16 protein-coding genes and 1 pseudogene are annotated in these 19296 nt (G+C 66.2%); 7 read left to right on the forward strand and 10 right to left on the reverse strand.

The genetic code is table 11. The features are described from left to right. Positions 1-13: 13 nt before the first annotated feature. On the reverse strand, positions 14-1477 hold the full coding sequence (locus ACQHI0_RS19070) for a form I ribulose bisphosphate carboxylase large subunit (protein WP_427903217.1): 1464 nt from the start codon (positions 1475-1477) through the stop codon (positions 14-16). A gap of 107 nt (positions 1478-1584) precedes the next feature. On the opposite strand from ACQHI0_RS19070, the gene ACQHI0_RS19075 reads away from it, so the two are divergent. Further along, on the forward strand, positions 1585-2496 hold the full coding sequence (locus ACQHI0_RS19075; RefSeq protein ID WP_427903218.1) for a LysR family transcriptional regulator: 912 nt from the start codon (positions 1585-1587) through the stop codon (positions 2494-2496). A gap of 35 nt (positions 2497-2531) precedes the next feature. After that, the gene (locus ACQHI0_RS19080) at positions 2532-3527 is read left to right on the forward strand and encodes a class I fructose-bisphosphate aldolase (protein WP_427903219.1); all 996 of its coding nucleotides are present in this window, start codon (positions 2532-2534) and stop codon (positions 3525-3527) included. Positions 3528-3606: 79 nt separating this feature from the next. On the opposite strand, the gene ACQHI0_RS19085 is transcribed toward ACQHI0_RS19080, so the two are convergent. Further along, positions 3607-4779, reverse strand: coding sequence for a GAF domain-containing sensor histidine kinase (locus ACQHI0_RS19085; protein ID WP_427903220.1), 1173 nt, complete (start codon positions 4777-4779; stop codon positions 3607-3609). Next, entirely contained in the window at positions 4776-5444 is a 669-nt protein-coding gene (locus tag ACQHI0_RS19090) for a response regulator (RefSeq protein WP_427903221.1), read from the reverse strand. The genes ACQHI0_RS19085 and ACQHI0_RS19090 overlap by 4 nt, the downstream gene beginning before the upstream one ends. Before the next feature lie 105 nt (positions 5445-5549). Between ACQHI0_RS19090 and tkt the strand changes: the two genes are divergently transcribed. Together tkt and ACQHI0_RS19100 are read left to right on the forward strand one after the other, a co-directional pair. Beyond that, positions 5550-7514, forward strand: coding sequence for a transketolase (gene tkt, locus ACQHI0_RS19095; protein WP_427903222.1), 1965 nt, complete (start codon positions 5550-5552; stop codon positions 7512-7514). Then, positions 7511-8200, forward strand: a complete 690-nt coding sequence (locus ACQHI0_RS19100) for an HAD family hydrolase (RefSeq protein ID WP_427903223.1) — start codon at positions 7511-7513, stop codon at positions 8198-8200. Before tkt ends, ACQHI0_RS19100 begins: the two co-directional genes overlap by 4 nt. Positions 8201-8219: 19 nt before the next feature. Here the strand turns inward: ACQHI0_RS19100 and ACQHI0_RS19105 are convergent, their stop codons facing one another. The 4 genes from ACQHI0_RS19105 to ACQHI0_RS19120 all read right to left on the reverse strand — a co-directional run bounded on the left by ACQHI0_RS19105 (position 8220) and on the right by ACQHI0_RS19120 (position 12245). Further along, on the reverse strand, positions 8220-9095 hold the full coding sequence (locus ACQHI0_RS19105) for a phosphoribulokinase (RefSeq protein WP_427903224.1): 876 nt from the start codon (positions 9093-9095) through the stop codon (positions 8220-8222). Positions 9096-9106: 11 nt separating this feature from the next. Continuing rightward, the gene (locus ACQHI0_RS19110; protein ID WP_427903225.1) at positions 9107-10183 is read right to left on the reverse strand and encodes a class 1 fructose-bisphosphatase; all 1077 of its coding nucleotides are present in this window, start codon (positions 10181-10183) and stop codon (positions 9107-9109) included. A gap of 82 nt (positions 10184-10265) precedes the next feature. Continuing rightward, positions 10266-11696, reverse strand: coding sequence for an MFS transporter (locus ACQHI0_RS19115; RefSeq protein WP_427903226.1), 1431 nt, complete (start codon positions 11694-11696; stop codon positions 10266-10268). 72 nt (positions 11697-11768) lie between these two features. Then, positions 11769-12245 carry a MarR family winged helix-turn-helix transcriptional regulator gene (locus tag ACQHI0_RS19120; RefSeq protein WP_427903227.1) on the reverse strand — a complete coding sequence of 159 codons (477 nt, stop codon included), beginning with the start codon at positions 12243-12245 and terminating at the stop codon, positions 11769-11771. 111 nt (positions 12246-12356) lie between these two features. Here ACQHI0_RS19120 and ACQHI0_RS19125 point away from each other — a divergent pair, with 111 nt between their 5' ends. Then, a complete protein-coding gene (locus ACQHI0_RS19125) occupies positions 12357-13367 on the forward strand; it encodes an LLM class flavin-dependent oxidoreductase (protein WP_427903228.1) in 1011 nt (336 codons plus the stop codon). A gap of 7 nt (positions 13368-13374) precedes the next feature. Here ACQHI0_RS19125 and ACQHI0_RS19130 read toward each other — a convergent pair whose 3' ends face one another. After that, on the reverse strand, positions 13375-13983 hold the full coding sequence (locus ACQHI0_RS19130; protein ID WP_427903229.1) for a DUF4126 domain-containing protein: 609 nt from the start codon (positions 13981-13983) through the stop codon (positions 13375-13377). A 170-nt stretch (positions 13984-14153) separates the two neighbouring features. Between ACQHI0_RS19130 and ACQHI0_RS19135 the strand changes: the two genes are divergently transcribed. Continuing rightward, positions 14154-14999, forward strand: coding sequence for an NAD(P)H-binding protein (locus ACQHI0_RS19135; protein WP_427903230.1), 846 nt, complete (start codon positions 14154-14156; stop codon positions 14997-14999). A 180-nt stretch (positions 15000-15179) separates the two neighbouring features. Here ACQHI0_RS19135 and ACQHI0_RS19140 read toward each other — a convergent pair whose 3' ends face one another. Then, entirely contained in the window at positions 15180-17516 is a 2337-nt protein-coding gene (locus tag ACQHI0_RS19140; RefSeq protein WP_427903231.1) for a caspase, EACC1-associated type, read from the reverse strand. After that, positions 17500-17841, reverse strand: a complete 342-nt coding sequence (locus tag ACQHI0_RS19145) for an effector-associated constant component EACC1 (protein ID WP_427903232.1) — start codon at positions 17839-17841, stop codon at positions 17500-17502. The genes ACQHI0_RS19140 and ACQHI0_RS19145 overlap by 17 nt, the downstream gene beginning before the upstream one ends. Before the next feature lie 998 nt (positions 17842-18839). Here ACQHI0_RS19145 and ACQHI0_RS19150 point away from each other — a divergent pair. Further along, positions 18840-18992 (forward strand): annotated as a pseudogene (locus ACQHI0_RS19150) (transcriptional regulator); the annotation flags it as partial. Positions 18993-19296 lie beyond the last annotated feature (304 nt).

Here is a 19296-nt window from a genome sequence, read left to right on the forward strand (position 1 = left end):
CGGATGCTCCTGGTCAGATCGAGGGCACCGGAGTCGCCACCACATCGGGGGCGTCGGTGCTGGTGTAGTCGAAGGTGATGTCGCCCCAGGTGTCCAGCGCCGCCTGCAGCGGTGTGCAGTGCTTGGCGGCCCGACGCAGCACGTCGGGTCCTTCGAGCAGCAGCTCGCGACCTTCGTTGCGCGCCTTGACTATCGCCTCGAGCGCCACCCGGTTGGCCTCGGCGCCCGCGGCGATGCCGTACGGGTGCCCGATGGTGCCGCCACCGAACTGCAGGATCACGTCGTCGCCGAAAAGGTCGAGGAGCTGGTGCATCTGGCCCGCGTGGATACCGCCGGAAGCCACCGGCATGACGCCGGGCATCGAGATCCAGTCCTGATCGAAGAAGATGCCGTTGCCGAGATTGCGGGGAACGTTGTTGTCGCGCAACGTGTCGTAGAAGCCACGGGTGGTGGCCGGGTCGCCCTCGAGCTTGCCGACGACGGTGCCCGCGTGGACGTGGTCGACACCCATCAGCCGCGACCACTTCCCGATCACCCGGAAGCTCACGCCGTGTGTCTTCTGCCGCGTGTAGGTGGAGTGCCCGGCCCGGTGCAGGTGCAGCAGGACGCCGTTCTCGCGGGCCCAGTGCGCCATCGACTGGATCGCGGTATAGCCGATGGTGAGGTCGATCATCACCACCACGCTGCCGAGTTCCTTGGCGAAGCTCGCCCGCCGGTACATCTCCTCCATCGTTCCCGCGGTGACATTGAGGTAATGGCCCTTGATCTCGCCGGTTTCGGCCATCGCCCGGTTCACCCCCTCCATCGCGTAGAGGAAGCGGTCGCGCCAGCGCATGAAGGGCTGGGAGTTGATGTTCTCGTCGTCCTTGGTGAAGTCGAGCCCGCCGCGACAGGCCTCGTAGACCACGCGCCCGTAGTTGCGGGCCGACAGGCCGAGCTTGGGCTTGATCGTGGCGCCGAGCAGCGGGCGGCCGTATTTGTTGAGCATCTCCCGTTCCATGACGATGCCGTGGGCGGGGCCCTGGAAGGTCTTGGTGTAGGCGACGGGGATGCGCATGTCCTCCAGGCGCAGGGCCTTGAGCGGCTTGAAGCCGAAGACGTTGCCGATGATCGAGGAGGTCAGGTTCGCGATGGAACCTTCCTCGAAGAGGTCGATGTCGTAGGCGATGTAGGCGAAGTACTCGCCGGGCCTGCCGGGAACCTCGTCGACCCGGTACGCCTTGGCCTGGTAGTGGCTGTTGGCGGTGAGGCGGTCGGTCCATACGACAGTCCAAGTGGCGGTGGACGATTCGCCCGCGACGGCGGCCGCTGCCTCGATGGGGTCGACGCCGTCTTGGGGGGTGACCCGGAAGACGGCGAGGACATCGGTGTCCTTGGGGAGGTAGTCGGGGTTCCAGTAACCCATTCCGGCGTAGCTCTGCACGCCCGGATCCCATCGCTGTTTCATCGCCGCGCCGTCGTTGTCGATCGTCGTCATCGCCGTTCCTTTCGCGTCACGCCTGGAGAGGCATTTCCAGTGTGTGGGCGCGGACTGTTCATCGACAATGGAATCTTTCCTGACAATTGTTAAGGCATAGTTGAATAATGTTCGCCAGCCCGGATCTGCCCGCCGCTGCTACCTGGGGTCGGCTTCGCACCTTTCTCGCCGTGTACGAGACGGGCAGCGTGCGGGCTGCGGCCGCGACGTTGCACGTGACACCGCCTGCGGTGTCGGCGGCCGTCACGGCACTCGAAGAAGCGTTGGGTACCACGCTGTTCGGCAAATCCGGGCGCGGCATCGTGGCGACGGATTCGGGGGAGATCTTCGCCGGATACGTGCGCAGACTGCTCGGGCTGCTCGCCGAAGCGGCCGGGGCGGTGCACGACGCCGACCGTGGGCGGGTGCGGATCGGGGCGGTCGCGACGGCCAGTGAATACGTGCTGCCGGTCCTGATGGCCACGTTCGCGCAGGCCCATCCGCATGTCGAACTGTCGCTGTCGGTGCTCACGCGCGGCGAGCTGTTCGCCCGCGCCGCCGACCATGTCTTCGATATCGCCATGGCCGGTCGGCCGCCGCGTGGGTCCGGGCTGGTCACCGCGGCCCGGCGGGCCAACCGGTTACTGCTGGTCGGGCGGCCCGGGCTGGTCGGCGATCCGCTCACCACACCCTGGCTGCTCACCGGGATCGGCTCCGGCACCCGCGATACCGCGCTGTCGTTGCTGAGCCGGTTGCAGGCCGCGCCGCCACTGCTCACCCTCGGCACCTCGGGTGCCGCCGTGGCCGCCGCACGGGAAGGACTCGGCGTCACACTGGTGCACGAGGAAGCGGCGCGCGAGCAACTCGCCTCGGGCGAACTGGTGTCCTACGGCGTACCGGGAACACCTCTCGACCGGCCGTGGCATGTCTGCACCACCCCGGAACCGACCTCGGCGACCCGGTTGTTCCTGGCCCACCTGTGCGATCCCGAGCAGGTGGGCGCGGCCGCGTTTCACACCCGGTCTCGCCCGAAGGGGTGAGGACGGCGGCGGCGGATGCTCGCATGCTGGTCGTCATGACGACACTCCCCGCCACCGCCCTCGCCGACGTCGCCCAGCAGCTGACCAGCGGCGGCCGCGGCATTCTCGCCGCCGACGAGTCGATCAAGACCATGTCATCGCGCCTGGAACAGCGAGGGGTGCCCGCGAGCGCCACGGCCCGCCGCGACTACCGCGAATTGCTGCTCACCGCCGACGGCCTGGCGGAGTGGATCAGCGGAATCATCCTGTGCGACGAGACATTCGGCCAGGATCTCGCCGACGGACGCCCGTTCCCGATCGCGGCGCGCGAACTCGGCATCCTGCCCGGCATCAAGGTCGACACCGGCACCACCGCACTACCGGGCCAGGGTGGTGCGCTGGTCACCGAGGGGCTCGACGGCCTCGGCGCCCGGTTGGCTTCCTACGCCGATCGCGGGGCCGCGTTCGCCAAGTGGCGGGCCGTGTTCGACGTGCACACGATCACTCCCTACTCCGCCGGCGCCAACGCGCACGCGCTGGCCCGCTACGCCGCGCTGTGTCAACAGCACGGCATCGTGCCGATCGTCGAACCCGAGGTGCTGTGCACCGGCGACCACGCCCTGGCTGCCTCGGAACGGGCGACGCGCGTCGCGCTGAGCGCGGTGTGCACCGAGCTGGTCGATGCCGGGGTCGACCTGTCCGGCATCGTGCTCAAGCCGAACTTCGTCACCCCTGGCCTGGACGCCGCGCCGATCCCGCCCGCCGAGGTCGCGGCCGCCACCTTCGCCGTGCTGGGTGAGTTCGTGCCCGCCGAGGTGGCGGGGATCGCGTTCCTGTCGGGTGGGCATCCCACGTCGCGGGCGTGCGCGTTCCTGAGCGAGCTCGCCCGCCTCGACGAGCGGCCGTGGCCTGTGACGTTCTCCTTCGGACGCGCACTCGTGAGTGCGGCCCTGCATACTTGGGGTGGATCCGACTCCGAAGTCTCTGCGGCACAGCACGTTCTGCTCGCGAACTGCCGCAATGCCTCCGATGCCACCGATCACGCCGAGTAGGGGCGGCGCCCCTGACTGAGCGCGGCGGCAACGCGCAGCAGCGGCGCTACCCCTCGGGCACCGCTGCTGCGTTCGTTGGCTACTTCAGCGGTAGTTCCACCAGCAACGTGGTGCCGCGCCCCCGCATCGACTCCACCCGCAACGAGGCTTCGATGAGGGCGCAGCGTTCGGCGATCGAGCTCAGCCCGAAATGCTGTTCGCCGTCGGTGTCGGCGGCGCGGTTCGCACGGCGCGAGGCTGGGTCGAAACCCTCACCGTCGTCGGAACAACCGAGGATGACCGAATCCCCGACTCGGCGCAGTGACAGCACGATCCGTTGCGCCCCAGCGTGTTTCACGGCGTTGGCGAGCGCTTCCTGGGCAATTCGGTACAGGGTGGCGGCGGCGTGGTCGGGGACGTCGTCGATGGCGGCGGCGTGGTCGACCAGGAACTCGATGGCCGGCGGGCCGTCGCCGCTCACCGTGCGCACCAGCGATTCGATCGCGGCGACGAGGCCGAGGTCGTCGAGGACGAGGCTGTGCAGACCCGAGATGGCCGCTCTGGTTTCGTTGTAGGCGAAATCGGCCAGTTCGCGGGCGCTGACGAGTTCGGCGCGGGCCCTGGCGAGATCACGCAGGCTGGCCTCGTCGGCGACGTCGACGTGGGCGACGAGTTCGGAGACGGTGAGGTCGGCGGCGGACAGGTGAAACGACATCGAGGCCAGCGCGGTGGTGACGCCGTCGTGCAGGTCGAAGGCGATCCGCCTGCGTTCGGCTTCCTGCGCGGTGATCGCCTGCTCGACCAGGCGGTCCCGTTCGGTGCGCTGGCGGTTGACGGTGCGGAACAGGCGCTGCGCGTGCAGCCACAGCCCGAGCACGGCGGCGTACTGTTGCGCACCCTCGAGGTCCTGCTGCCCGAACGGCTCCCGCGGGTCACGGTGCACCGCCAGCACGCCGACCACGTCACCTTCCAGTCCGGGGAGCGGTAGGCACATCCGGGCGACGGTCTGTTGCGGCTCCAGCCGTAAGAGCCTGCGGTGCAGGGCATTACGTGGAGAATCATTGTCGAGCAGCACCGGCTTGCGGGTACGGGCCACCAAACCCGTCACCCCGAATCCGACCTGCAGCCGCAACGAACCCGCCGAGGGATGCGGGGGCCACATGTCGACGATGCTCAGGTCCTGGCCGTCGATGGCGTAGAGCAGCACACCGTCGGCGCCGAGCACCGGTGCGAGCTCCGCTGCCGTGGGGACCGCGCCGCCGGCATTGCTCACTTGAACAGACCCTCCCGCAACGCGACCGCGATCGCCCCGCTGCGATCCGACACTCCCAGCTTGCGATACAGCCCGCGAATATGGGTCTTCACGGTGTCCTCGCTGACCACCAGCTTGCTCGCGACCGCCCGATTGGAATGACCGGAGACCAACAGCCCCAGCACTTCCGACTCACGCTGGGTCAATCCGAGATGCGCCCCTGACCAGAACTGGCCTGCGCTGAGCCGGGCCGCGGCCAGTGCCACCCGGCCTGCCAGCGCGGCGTCGACCACCGTCTCCCCCTCGCGGACGCGGCGCAGCTGAGCGACCAGTTCGCGCCCGTCCACCCGCTTGAGGATGTAGCCCGACGCCCCGACGCGCAACGCCTGGTAGAGGTAGTGCTCGTCGTCGTAGACGGTCAGCAGCACGACCTTGGTCTCGGGATATTGCAGGGTGATCTGGCGGCACAGATCCAGGCCGCTGGCCTTGCCGATGCGCACGTCGCACAGGACGATATCGGGCCGATGTTCGGCGACCATCCGCAACGCGGCGGTCTCGGTGGTGGACTGGCCGACGATCACGACCTCGTCGGGAAAATGTCCGAGCATGGCGTCGAGCCCGTGCAGCACCATCTCGTGATCGTCGACGAGGACAAGCTTCAACGGGGTCGGAGGTAACTCCGGCATGCCTTCACCCTACGGCGGGCTGCACCCGCGTTACGGGCATTGACGAGATCTCACCCGGACCCCCACCCCCGAGGGGGAGTACGGCGGATACGCCGGTGCGGTCCGATGAACGGACCCGATCAGAAAGGCCGCGCCATGACCCTGATGACCGACGTCGCGCAACCGACCTTCGTACCGTCCGTGACGACCGACCTGCTCGCCGTCGACACCCTGCGTTTCCTCGCCGCCGACATGGTGGAGGCCGCGCAGTCGGGCCACCCCGGCATGCCGATGGGGGCGGCGCCGATGGCGTGGACGCTGTGGAGCCGGCATCTGCGCCATGACCCGGCAGATCCGGATTGGGCCGACCGGGACCGGTTCGTGCTCTCGGCCGGGCACGGGTCGGCACTGCTGTACGGGCTGCTGCACCTGTTCGGATACGACCTGCCCGTCGAAGAATTGCGGCGGTTCCGTCAGTTGGGGTCGCGGACACCGGGTCATCCCGAGTTCGGTGACACACCCGGCGTGGAGTGCACCACCGGGCCGTTGGGTCAGGGGCTGGCGATGGCGGTGGGGATGGCTCTCGCCGAGCGGATGACCGCCGCCCGATATCCGGAGATCACCGGGCATCGCACCTATGCGATCGTCGGCGACGGCTGCCTGATGGAAGGTGTCAGTCACGAAGTCGCCTCATTCGCAGGGCATTTGGGGCTCGGTGGGTTGATCGTGCTCTGGGACGACAACGAGATCACGATCGACGGTGCGGTCGGGCGCTCGTGTAGCGACGATCAGGTGGCGCGGTTCGCGGCCTACGGGTGGCATACCGAGGTGGTCGCCGACGGAACCGATATCGAGGCGATCGACGCCGCGCTGACCCGGGCGAAGGATGATCCGCGCCCGAGCTTTCTCGCGGTGCGCACGGTGATCGGTCATGGTGCGCCCGATGTCGCCGGAACCGCGAAGGCGCATGGCTCGCCGCTGGGTGCCGAACGACTCGCACAGGCCAAAGAACTCGCGGGATGGACTCTTCCACCGTTCGCGGTGCCCGAACAGGTCGCGGCGACGTGTGCGGTCCTTGCGGCGATCGGTGGTGAGGAGCACGCGACCTGGCTCGAGGAGGTCGCGGCGTTCGACGCGGTCGCGCCCGCGCGTGCCGCCGAGTTCCGGCGCGCCCGTGCGCGATTGCTGCCCGCTGGTCTACTGCCCGCGCTGGAAGCCGTCGCGGCACCGGCACCTCGTGCCACACGACAGTCGTCGCAGGCGTGTTTGGCCGCGGCGTTGTCGACGATGCCGGAATTGGTCGGCGGATCGGCCGACCTCGCCGGCTCGACCGGCACCGTGTGCGGCGACGTTGTCAGTCGTGCTGATTTCGCCTCCAGCGCTATCGCTTTCGGCGTCCGCGAGTTCGGGATGGCGGCCATTCTGAACGGGATGAGCCTGCACGGTGGGTTGCGGGTGTTCGGCAGTACGTTCCTGGTGTTCGCCGACTATCTGCGCCCCGCGCTGCGGTTGTCGGCGTTGATGGGGCAGCCGGTGATCTATGTGCTCACCCACGATTCGATCGCGGTCGGGGAGGACGGGCCGACGCATCAGCCGGTCGAGCACCTCGAATCACTGCGGGTGATTCCCGGATTGCAGGTGTTGCGCCCGGCGAACGATGTGGAGACCGCGCTCGCGTGGGAACTCGCGCTGAGCCGTGTCGATGGGCCGACCGCGCTGATCCTGTCGCGCCAGTCACTCCCCCAGCTGGACCCGGCGGGCGAATCATCCGCGTCGCCCGCGATCGACATCGTCGCCACCGGTTCGGAAGTCGCGCTGGCGACCGCCGCCGCGGCGCAGCTACGGGCGGAGGGGTTCGACGTGCGGGTGGTGCCGGTGCTGGATCGTTGCCGCTTCACGCCGGGCGCCGCGGCGCACACCGTCAGCATCGAGGCGGGTAGTACCGCGGGCTGGGCGGGGCTGGTCGACCTGGCGATCGGCATCGACGAGTTCGGGCACAGTGGCCCCGGCGACGAGGTGCTGGCTCATCATGGGTTCACCGTGGCGGCCGTGCTCGACCGGATTCGCGAATACCTCGACGGTGCACCGTGACGCCGCTGCGGGCAGTGATCTTCGACGTCGACGGCACCCTTGTCGACAGCGAGCGAGACGGTCATCGGGTGGCCTTCAACGCGGCCTTCGCCGAGGCAGGGCTCCCCGATCGCTGGGCGGTCGAGGAGTACGGGAAGCTGCTGAAGGTCGCCGGTGGTGCCCAGCGACTGGCGTTCTGGTTCGAACAGCATGGCAGGCCGGTCGAGCAAGCGCGTGAGCTCGCACAGCGGTTACACCGCAGCAAGACCCGCATCATGCGGCAGATGGCCTCGGACGGGCGCATTCAGGCCCGTCCGGGGGCACGGGAGCTCATCGAACTGCTCCAGTCGCGTGATGTCCGGTTGCACGTGGCGACTACCGGCACTCGCGCGTGGGTCGAGCCGCTGCTGAAGCACGCGTTCGGTGAACCGTTCGACACGGTGACCACCGGGACCGAAGTGCCCGTGCTGAAACCGAGCCCCGCGGTGTATCTGGACGTGCTGATCCAGACCGGGCTGTCCGCCGATCAGGTGGTGGCCGTGGAGGATTCGGCGAACGGCGTGCAGTCGGCGGTGGCCGCGGGGCTGCGGTGTGTGGCCGCGCAGAACGCGTACACCCGCACCGATGATCTGTCGGCGGCGGTACTGGTCGCCGACGGCCTCGACGATCCCGAGCTGTTGACCTGGTTCGACGACCACCTCGGGTGAGGTGGTCGTCGCATTCATCTCAGCGGGAGCGGCCGCGACGTTCCATGAGCCGCAACAACATCGGCGTGAAGATCAACTGCATTGCCAGGTCCATCTTCCCGCCAGGACACACGATCGTGTTCGGGCGGGACATGAACGAGTCGTGCAGCATCGACAGCAGATACGGGAAGTCGATGCCGTGCGGGTCGGCGAACCGGATCACCAGCATCGACTCATCCGGTGTCGGAATGGTGCGGGCGACAAAGGGATTCGACGTATCCACCACGGGGACCCGCTGGAAGTTCACATGGGTGCGGGAGAACTGCGGGCACATGAAGTTCACGTAGTCGTGCATGCGGCGCAGGATCGTCTCGGTCACCGCCTCGGTGGAGTAGCCGCGTTTGTCCTTGTCGCGGTGCAACTTCTGGGTCCACTCAAGGTTGATCACCGGCACCACTCCGATGAGCAGATCCGCGTATTGCGCCACGTCGACCTGCTCGTTGGCCACGGCGCCGTGCAGACCCTCGTAGAACAGCAGGTCGGTGCCGGGGCGAACGTCCTCCCACGGCGTGAATGTGCCGGGTTCCTGATCGTAGGGCGCGGCTTCTTCCTTGTCGTGCAAGTACTTTCGCACCCGACCCGTTCCGGTCTCGCCGTAGCCTCGGAACAGCTTCTCGAGGTCTTCGAACAGGTTGGCCTCCGCACCGAAATGGCTGAAGGTGTGGTCACCGTCCGACAGCGCTCGCGCCAGCTCCTCCTTCATGCCTGCCCGGTCGAACTTGTGGAAACTGTCGCCCTCGACGTAGGCGGCATCGATGCCTTCCCGGCGGAAGATCGAATCGAACGTGCGCATCACCGACGTTGTTCCGGCACCGGATGACCCGGTGATGGCGACGACAGGGTGCTTGGCGGACATGAATCTCCTCCTCAGGTGGTGGAACGGTAGAGACCGCGTAGACCGAACAGCGGACTCCACTGGCCGTCGGGCTCCTCGGCCGCTTCGGCGTGATAACTCACGATGCGTGCTACCTCGTCGCGGGAACCGAAGATGAACGCGATCCGCTGGTGCAGCTCGGTGGGGGCTACCTCGAGGATCCGCTCGCGGCCGGTCGAGGCGAGTCCGCCTGCCTGCTCGATCAGGAAGGCGATGGGATTGGCCTCGTAGAGCAGCCGCAGCCGGCCCTTTTTCGACGGATCCTTCGAATCGCGCGGATACAGGAACACCCCGCCGCGGGTGAGAATGCGGTGGGTTTCGACCACCAGCGAGGCCACCCAGCGCATGTTGAAGTCCTTCTCGCGCGGGCCCGTCGCGCCCGCCAGGCATTCGTCGATGTAGCGGCGCACGGCCGGTTCCCAGAAGCGGCGATTGGAGGCGTTGACCGCGTACTCCGAGGTGGACTCCGGCAGTCGCAGGTTCTGCCCGGTCAGGAAGAACTCGCCGAGCTCGGGGGCGAGGGTGAAGGCGTGCACGCCGGTGCCGACGGTGAGCACGAGTTGCGTTGCGGGACCGTAGATCGCGTATCCCGCGGCCACCTGCTCGGTGCCGGGCTGCAAGAAGTCCTCGAGAGTCGCGTCCAGGCCGGGGGTCGGTGCGCGCAAGATGGAAAAGATGCTGCCCACAGCGACATTCACGTCGATATTGGATGACCCGTCCAGCGGATCGAACGCCAGCAGGTATTTTCCGCGCGGATACTCGGGCGGGATCGGGTAGGGGTCGTCGAGTTCCTCCGACACCATGCCCGCCAGCTGTCCGCCCCATTCACTGGCGCGCAGGAAGAGGTCGTTGGCGACCACGTCGAGCTTCTGCTGCTGCTCACCCTGCACGTTCACCACTCCGGCGCCGCCGAGGACGCCGGTGAGCGCACCGGAGGCGATGCGCTGGGAGATCGCCTTGCAGGCCAGCGCGACGTCGAGGATCAGGGAATTGAGCTCACCGCTGGAACCGGGATGGCGGCGGCGCTCTTCGATGAGAAACTTGGTCAACGTCGTGCGGTCGGTCAGCATCCTTCGAGGACACCACCGAACCCCCGGGTGAACATCCACCCAGGGGGTGAATCGCAGGGGTGGTCCCCTGCGATTCGCCCGCTCAGAAGGCGGGGACCGCCTCGGCGACCGGCTTCGCTTCAGCGCTGTCCTGCTTGCGCAGTACGGTGGCGCTGATGACGAGCGCTGCGGCGAGCAGACCGGCCGCGACGGTGAATGCCAGCCGGTAACCGCTGGTCAGAGCGGCGGCCTCGGATGTTCCGGCCACCAGTGCGGTGCCGGTTCGCGCGGCGGCGAGGGTGGACAGGACCGCGACACCGATCGCCATGCCGACCTGCTGGGTGGTGTTGAACAGCCCCGAGGCCAGGCCCGCGTCGTCGGCTTCGGCGCCCGACATGCCCAGCGCGGTGAGCGCGGGCAGTACCAGCCCGCCACCGGAGATGGCCACCATCACCGGCAGCACGTCGGTGATGTAGTCGGCACCTACGGGGAGACGCATCAGCCACGACATCCCGGCCAGCAGCAGGGCCAGACCGGCGATGAGCACCGCCCGCTCACCGAAGCGGGTGATCAGGCGGGCCGAGGCGAACAGCGACACTCCACCGATGGCGACGGCGGCGGGCAGCATGGCCAGGCCGGTCTGTGATGCGTTGTAACCCAGCACCTTCTGCAGGTAGAGCGCGACGATGATCTGGAAGGCGAACATGGCCGCGAGAGTGAGCATCTGGACCAGATTGGCACCGGAGACCGTGCGGGAGCGCAAGATTCGCAGTGGCAGCAGCGGGTTGGACGCGGTGGCCTGACGGACGACGAAGGCGGCGAGCAGCGCGGCGGCCAGCGCGCCGAGGCCGAGGGTGTGCGCCGAAATCCAGCCGTAGCGTTCGACTTCGACGACGGTGTAGATGCCGAGCATCAGACCGGCGGTGACCAGGGCGGCGCCCAGCACATCGGCACCGGCGGACCATCCGAGACCGCGGTCGGCGGGCAACGCCTTCACCGCTATCAACACGGTCAGCACCCCGATCGGCACATTGATCAGGAAGATCCAGTGCCAGTTCAGCGCGTCGGTGAGCACGCCGCCGAGCACCTGCCCGATCGAGGCGCCCGCCGCACCGGTGAAGCTGAAAACACCGATGGCCGTTGCCCGTTGGCGTGGCTCGGTGAAGATCGTCACCAGAATGCCGAGCACCACCGAGGCGGCGATCGCACTGCCGACGCCCTGGAGGAATCGGGCACCGACAAGCACGGCGGGGGTGGTCGCCACGCCTGCCAGCACCGAGGCGGCGGTGAAGACGATATTGCCGGTGACGAACATCGTCTTGCGGCCGATCAGGTCACCGAGGCGCCCCGCCAGTAGGAGCAGACCGCCGAAGGCGATCAGGTAGGCGTTCACGGTCCAGCTCAGACCGGCGGGCGAGAAGCCGAGGTCTTCCTGGATGGCCGGCATGGCGACGGTGACGATGCTGCCGTCGAGGATGGTCATCAGCATCGCTGCCGACAGCACCGCGAGGGCGGTGCGCTGGGACTTGGTCATGGGTCATCTCCTGCTTCGAGCCAACAAGAGAGACCGTACTAGATAGTTCCGTAGTAGACAATCTATAACGGACTATTGCCTGGCGCGGCGCGCGGGAGCAGCCTCCACCACCGTCGACAAATGACCCTCGACCAGGCCGTTCAGTGCGCGGAGCAGGGATTCGCGCTCATCCTTCGGTAGCGAACCGAGCGCTCGCTGATGGACGCCATCGACGATTTCAGTGCTACGCGCGGCAAGTTCCGCACCCGCCGGGGTCACCGAGATGATGCGGGCACGACGGTCGGTGCTCGAGGGCCTCCGTTGCGCCAGACCCGCCTTTTCCAGCGCGTCGACGGTGACGACCATCGTCGTCTTGTCCATGTCGCCGAGCTCGGCGAGCTGGGCCTGCGTGCGCTCGTCTTCCAGCGCGTGAACCAGCACGCAGTGCATGCGCGCCGTCAGTCCGATCTCAGCCAGCGCCGCCGCCATCTGCGTACGCAGGACGTGACTGGTGCGGTCGAGCAGGAAGGACAGGTCGGGTTCGGTGCGCGTCGTCGCCAGGGCAGTCATACCGCTCACTATAGTTTTGTCATAGATAATCCGCATCCATCCATAAACCGAGGGAATGATATCGGACTGCGGTCCGTTTAGACTGGGACCGCATCCCGAAGAGAGGTTCACATGGAACTGGGGCTCACCACCTTCGCCGAGCTGTACCCCACCGGCGACCGGCCTGCGCCGACCGCTGCCGAGCGGCTGCGTCAGGTGGTCGATGAAGCCGTCGCCACCGAGACCGCCGGGCTCGATGTGTACGGCGTGGGCGAACACCATCGCCGCGATTTCGCCGCGTCCTCCCCCGCTGTCGTACTGGCCGCCGCTGCCGCCCGGACCGAACGCATCCAGCTGACCAGCGCGGTAACGGTGCTCAGCTCCGACGATCCGGTGCGGGTGTACCAGGACTTCGCGACGCTGGACGGGCTGTCGAACGGGCGCGCGGAGTTGATGGCGGGGCGCGGGTCGTTCACGGAGTCGTTCCCGTTGTTCGGGTACGACCTGGGCGACTACGACGCACTGTTCGAAGAGAAGCTGGCACTGCTGCTGCATGTGCGCGAGGAAGGTCCGGTCACCTGGTCGGGCCGATTCCGGGCACCGCTGCACGAGGTGACGGTGTACCCACGCACCGATAACCGGCCCTTGCCGGTATGGATCGCGGTCGGCGGCAGCCCCGAATCGGTGATTCGCGCCGGCCTACTCGGCCTGCCCCTCGCCATCGCGATCATCGGCGGTGAGCCCGCACGGTTCAAGCCGCTGGTCGAGCTGTATCACCGAGCACTCGCCGAGGGCGGCCACGAGAAGCAGCCCGTAGCGGTGCACGCGCACGGCTATGTGGCAGACACGGACGCGCATGCCGTCGCCGAGTTCTACGAGCCCTACGCCCTGGCCATGTCGACGATCGGCCGCGAACGCGGCTGGGGTCCGATGACGCGCGAACAATTCGACGCCCTGCGCTCGCAGAGCGGCTCCCTGTTCGTCGGCACTCCCGACTACGTGGCGAACAAGATCGCCGAGGTCCGCGACACCCTCGGCCTCGACCGATTCATGCTGCACACCAGCGTGGGCACGCTCCCGCCCGAGCAGGTGCTGCACAGCATCGACCTGCTGGGGACGAAGGTGGCGCCGCAGGTGCGGTGAACCCCACCTACTCCAGCGCGGACTCGATGCCGTGCGTCCGAGCGGCACGGCGTTCGCGCCGTCGTCGAAGATAGCGGCGGATTCGACTGGCGCACATATAGACCACCGACAAACCGATCACCAACAGGACAGCGGCGATCACCGCGGCCAACACCGGGAAGAACACCGCGAGGGTGACTACACCGCCGACCGTGAAGTCTTCGGCGGTGCTCATCGCGATATTGGTGACCGGCTCCGGGGACGTGTTGATCGCCATCCGGGTGCCCGCTTTGACGATGTGGCTGAGCAAAGCGGTGGTGCCGCCGACAGCGGCCGCGAACATCGTGGGCAGCGAATCGTCTTGGCCCGCAATCAGAGCCGAGACGATCGCGCCCGACGCGGGCCGCACCACCGTGTGCACCGCGTCCCAGAACGAGTCCAGATACGGAATCTTGTCCGCCACGGCCTCGATCAGGAACAACACCCCGGCAGCGACGAGTACATCGGTCCGCTGCAGCCCCGGTGGCACGTCACCGGCCCACCCGATCCGCCCGAACAGCCCCAGCAGAAACACCACCGCGTACGCGTTGATCCCGCTGGCCCAGCCCGCGGTGAAGATCAGAGGTAGCACCGACACTCGCTCAGCGTAAACCGGCGCACCGACTTCGAGCGGCACCCGACTCCCTTGTCGTCACCGTGGTTTCATGGCCGCCCTTTCGACTGAGTCAGTCATACAACTAACTATTTACAGATCGTCGAGACGTCGGCTATGTTCTTATTAGTCAGTTAACTAACTTAGGGATGAACATGATTGTAGTGACCGGAGCAACCGGCAACGTCGGACGTACCCTCGTGCAGACCCTTGCCGCAGCGGGCGAGCAGGTAATCGCCGTGTCGCGCGGTGCCACAGAGCCCGCACTACCCGTCGGCGTGCGCCACCAGCGCGCCGATCTCACCGCACCCGAAACCCTCTCCCCCGCCTTCGTAGGCGCGAAAGCGCTGTTCCTGCACGACACCGGAATCAGCGCGCACCTGATGGACCCCCGAGCCATCCTCGCTCTCGCGAAATCCGTTGGTATTCAACGGGTTGTGCAGCTTTCGTCGCAGGGCGTCGCCACCCGGCCGGAGTCCGCCTCACACGGGCAGTTGGGACATTCCTTCGAGGAGGCCGTCCGCGGGTCGGGACTGGAGTGGACGATCCTGCGGCCCGGGGCCTTCGCCTCCAACGCCTACGCCTGGGTGGAGTCGGCCCGTACCGAACGCACCGTCACGGCTCCGTTCGGCGAGGTCGGGCTGCCGGTGATCGATCCGTCCGATATCGCCGAGGTCGCCGCGGCCGCGCTGTGCGAAGACGGCCACGCCGGACGGATCTACACCCTGACCGGCCCGGCGCTCAGCACCCCCGCACAACGTGCCGAAGACCTCGGCGCAGCACTCGGCGAACCGATTCGTTTCGTCGAACAGACCAGGTCACAGGCACGAACCCAGATGTTGCACTTCATGCCCGAACCCGTCGTCGAGACCACCCTCGATATCCTCGGCGCGCCGACACCCGATGAGCAACGAATCTCCCCCGACGTCGAGAGGGTGCTCGGCCGTGCACCACACACCTTCGCGGCCTGGGCTCACCGAAACGCCTTCGCGTTCAAGTAGTTCGATGCTCGCGGCACTCCTATGACTTGGCTCGATGGCCAATGCGGCATCTGCCGTGCGAGGCGAAGTGCTGCGTGATTTTCCCGCGCTCGTGGCGGAAGCGAATCGGTCCGAGCGAGGCGGGTCTGCCGACGGTGGGGCGTCGGCGGACTCCCCGCCCATGGAAGGGAAGTCACCTGATCACAAGGGCCGGATTTCGTCGTTCGCTGACGTGCTGCCAAGAGTCGTACCAGATTGAGGTATTGCGGCGAGCGGCACCCGCGACCTCGGGGATTCGTATTCGATGGATTGTCGTATCGCGTCGCGGTATGCCCCTTCCCACCATGGCGTCGTTCTCACCAACAGGGGTGAGCCGGTCTGCGGTAGTACGACAACTTCCCCACGCTGCAATGTAAGCAGGTCCGAGATAGAGAACTCAGTTCTACCTCGCCCAAGGCCGAATACTCCGCCTAATCCACTTCGACGCGCGCCGGGAACAGCCGGGAACCCCAGCGCTTCGAAGTGGGCGCGGGCGAACTCGATGTTGGGCAATCCTCCGCCGATGCACCGTAGAGCCGCGGCCGACCAGACATCGGCCATTCCCGAGGCGCCCCAGCCCTGGACACCGTGTTCCCACGACTGCATGATCGCGATCGCCACGATTCCACGTTGACCCAGTCCAGCATATACGCGCGGGAAATCCGGCCACCGAAGTAGCTGCGGGGCATCATCAAGTATTGCGATGAGCGGGATCGGCAGCGAGGAACCTACGGACCGGGCTGCCTTCTTCGACGCCTCGTCGAGAATTGCCCCGACCAACGCGCTCACTATCGGGGCCCCAGTGCCACGCCCAGCGGCCGACAGCGCCATCAGCGTGAAATTTTGCTCGATGAATTCTAATTCGTCGAACCGGACTGTATTTTCACTCCGGGTAATCCAGCGATGCAGCTCAGGCATTCGCAGACAGCGAGCCATCTGCATTGCGCCGGCAAAGATACGTTCACGCGCCCGATAGTCGCTGTTGTAGTGGTGGGCGAGAGCATTCACAGCAGCATGCATGTCGGCAGTACGTAGATTTACCACAGGCTCGGAATTGATTGGATCAGTCAGCCATTCCCAGACCAAAGTAATAGGTTCGTCTCGAACTGCCGCTGCCAGAAATAGATTTGCCAGGACGTCCTCACTCTGAGCAGCGACAGAAGCGTCCTTGTGGACGTCGATTCCGTCGGCGCTGTGCGAGAAATACCCCGCCAGTCGAGCCGCCCGATTCTCGGCACCGCTCCGTGAAACATCAACCCAGTCCAACGGGTTCCAAAACCAGGTCGGCCGCTCGTTGACCAGGTCATGTGGATCGAAGACGTATACCCGACTTCCTTGCCCTTCTCTCACGTTGCGAGTCAACGCGACCTCGTCGCCCTTCGTCGACGTGAATATCACGGGTCCGATGGCCTCGACCAAGGCCGGGACAATTGTTGAGGCGCTGATTCCTCGACGAGGGCCGCAAATCCATAACTGCGAGTCGAAGTATGACGAGTAGGCGGGTACTTTTCCCGGAATGATTGTGCCAATTCGGACTCCGGGAGCGTCCGCGGTACCCAACCGAATTCCGTGTCGATACGCCATCTCCCGTGCGCTCGACTCGGTAAATGCTCCGATATCACGACGTGAGGAAGAAAGGCGCTTCTTCCGTGATCCGGCACGAGTCAGGATCGGTCGCCGCTGCTCGGCGGGCTCCTCCGGTATATCGGCAAGAATGCTCTTCGTGGGCGTTGCAGACAAGCTGGAGGGTGTGATGATATTACGGGCAAAATGAAAAGTGTGCGAGAACCCGGTGCTGTTGTGGTCGGGTTGGGGTTTGCCATCGAATACCAGCCGGTTGGCGGCCTCTTGAAACAATATGTCCAAAGTCAGCCCGCGCCCAGCCCGACTTACACCGCTCTCGACCACGTCAACGACGGCTTTGGTGAAGAACGTCTGAGGTGTTTCGTGCTCGGCCCCGAACTGAAACCAGGCGGTCGAGTATGGGCCCGTCGCCATCATCAAGTAGGCGCCTGGTGCCGTGGGTACCTTGGCATCAACCGCGAGGGTTCCGTTTTGATTGACCGCCAATCCCGCGAAGCAGCAGTCCAGCAGTGCGATCTTCATTCTCGCCGGGCTCATCTGGAAAGCGTGCCGAACCTGCGAGTACGCTAGGCTTGTCGTTTGTCTGCGGTGCGCTTTCCTGGATGTGTTGCCCAGGGCGAGGCACAGCTGGTCGTACGCATCTTGCTGTCCGTGGCCGACAAAATAGAACAGCGCGACATCCTCGGCCTGATTGAACTTCCGGACCAGAAGATCCGGTAGCTCCCCTACCATCCGCTGGTTCTCGACCAGTGTGACTCGCTCACTCGGCCAACCACACAGATCGCTCGTCAACAGCGACGCCATGCGTCGCAGGCTGTGCTGCGCGGCGGGAATCTGCTCGAGCTCGGAATAGTCCCAGGTACCGACCAGAACGGCCTGTGATCCGGAGTAGTCCCCGTCAAGCGCGTCCGGCATCGATCGACTTCTCGATGAGGGTGACCGCGTCAGCGGCAGTCGCGGCCGTAATGGTCACTTCCATGTCCCCTGCCTTGTACACGATCGAAACATCACGTCGCCGGGACCGGATGAAGTCAGGAAGCGTTCGAATCATCAGCAGTAGCGCTCCACCACCTCCGCCAGCAGTAGCGGCAATCTGTAGGAAGTCGAACGCCCCCTGCTCACCGGGGGCCGTCCGACCGGTCATCTGCCGCACTCGGAGACCGGGGATTCGCTCCACAATCTTGCGCAGCGAGGCCAGTTCTCCGGGATCCGAGATCGAGAGATCTACCACCGCAACCACTTCCGCTCCCCTCAGCACTGGGCACCCAGCATCACCTTAGCCCGCTCCGGGTCGCCGTGATGCGCAGTTTCACAGAGACCGAGCGGCTCCGAATCGCGTCATCGTCCGCGCGACGCGAGAGCGCCCAGCGAATCCACCGCCCACGGCACATCGGGTGGTCGTATCACGGTGCCACGCAACGGTTTCCCGGTTGCGGAACCAGCTCGACAGCACGCGGGCGGGCGAAGTCCGTTGACTACCATGCCGTCATGCTGTTGTCATCAGGCGTCTGGACGCGCGTTCTCTCGGGGCTCGGCGCGTGTGTCGCTGCTCTGCTGGCGTTGGTCTACGCGTTCGTAGTGCTGGTCGAAGGTATGCCTGACGAGGAGGTCTCGTCATGCAGTCACGCCCTGGCAGTTACCAAGCTGATCGTTGCGGGCATGGCGGGTTTGGCATTGATCGCTGGTGCCGCGAGCGGGTGGAGGTGGGTGATCCTTGGTGGTTGCTCGTTGTTCTTCGCCGATTTCGTACTCTGGCTCGTGTGGGCCTCAGGGGTTTTCATACCTGTGGGTCCCGATCGTCCCGACTCTGGCCCGTTCTCGCAGCCACCGTTGTTTTGGTTGGTGCTGGTAACCGTCTGGGGCGTGTTTCCCGGTCTGCTCGCAGTGCTCGCGAGTCGACGGCCACCCGAACGCCCGCTCGACCGTCCCCAACTGCCGACAGCGCCATATCCCACATAGTCCGGACAACCTGTAATGCCGCGTGGCTCGCTGACCGAACCGGCCAGCGACCACCCGCGAAAGACCAAGTGGCCGTGCCGGTCCGAGGTCGGCCCGACGCACCGTAAGACCAGGCGCCGTATGCAAGCGGGAGTGCTAGTTGCTGCTCGCGGGGAGCGGACCCATGTCGCACATCTCGCGGTCAACCATTCGGGTTTATCGGCTGCCTCGATATCGGGGGCTCGCCAGAAAAGCGAGCAGCACCCCGCTCGCCCCGTTGTTACCGTGGATTCATGGTCAGTGCGGCATTCCACCCGGCGGCGCGAAGAGCTCCGTGACTTCCTGCGATCGCGGCGGGAGCGGATCGGACCGGGCGAGGTGGGTCTGCCGGTAGCGGGGCGACGGCGAACCCCCGGCCTACGGCGCGAAGTAGTCGCGATGTTGGCCGGGGTGATATCTCGGCTATGCACTCCTTGAATGGTCGCCTGCGGCGGTCTCCTAGCACCAGTTCGTCGATGCCCTTGTCGGAGAACAGCACTCCCGCGCCGATGAGGTTCTCGCGTAGGTGGGTCGCCGAGGAGGTGCCGAGGATCAGTCGGACGTTCGGTGACCGGTGCAACAGCCAGGCCAGGGCGGCCGACATCTGTGCGGCATTCACCCGTGCGGCGACGGCCGACAGTGCTGCGGATCGCAGCAGAGTGAAGCTACCGAAGTGGGTAGAAGAGGCACATGGGCGATGCCCTGTCCGGCGAGGGTG

The organism is Nocardia sp. FBN12 (assembly GCF_050320175.1).
GTDB lineage: Bacteria > Actinomycetota > Actinomycetes > Mycobacteriales > Mycobacteriaceae > Nocardia.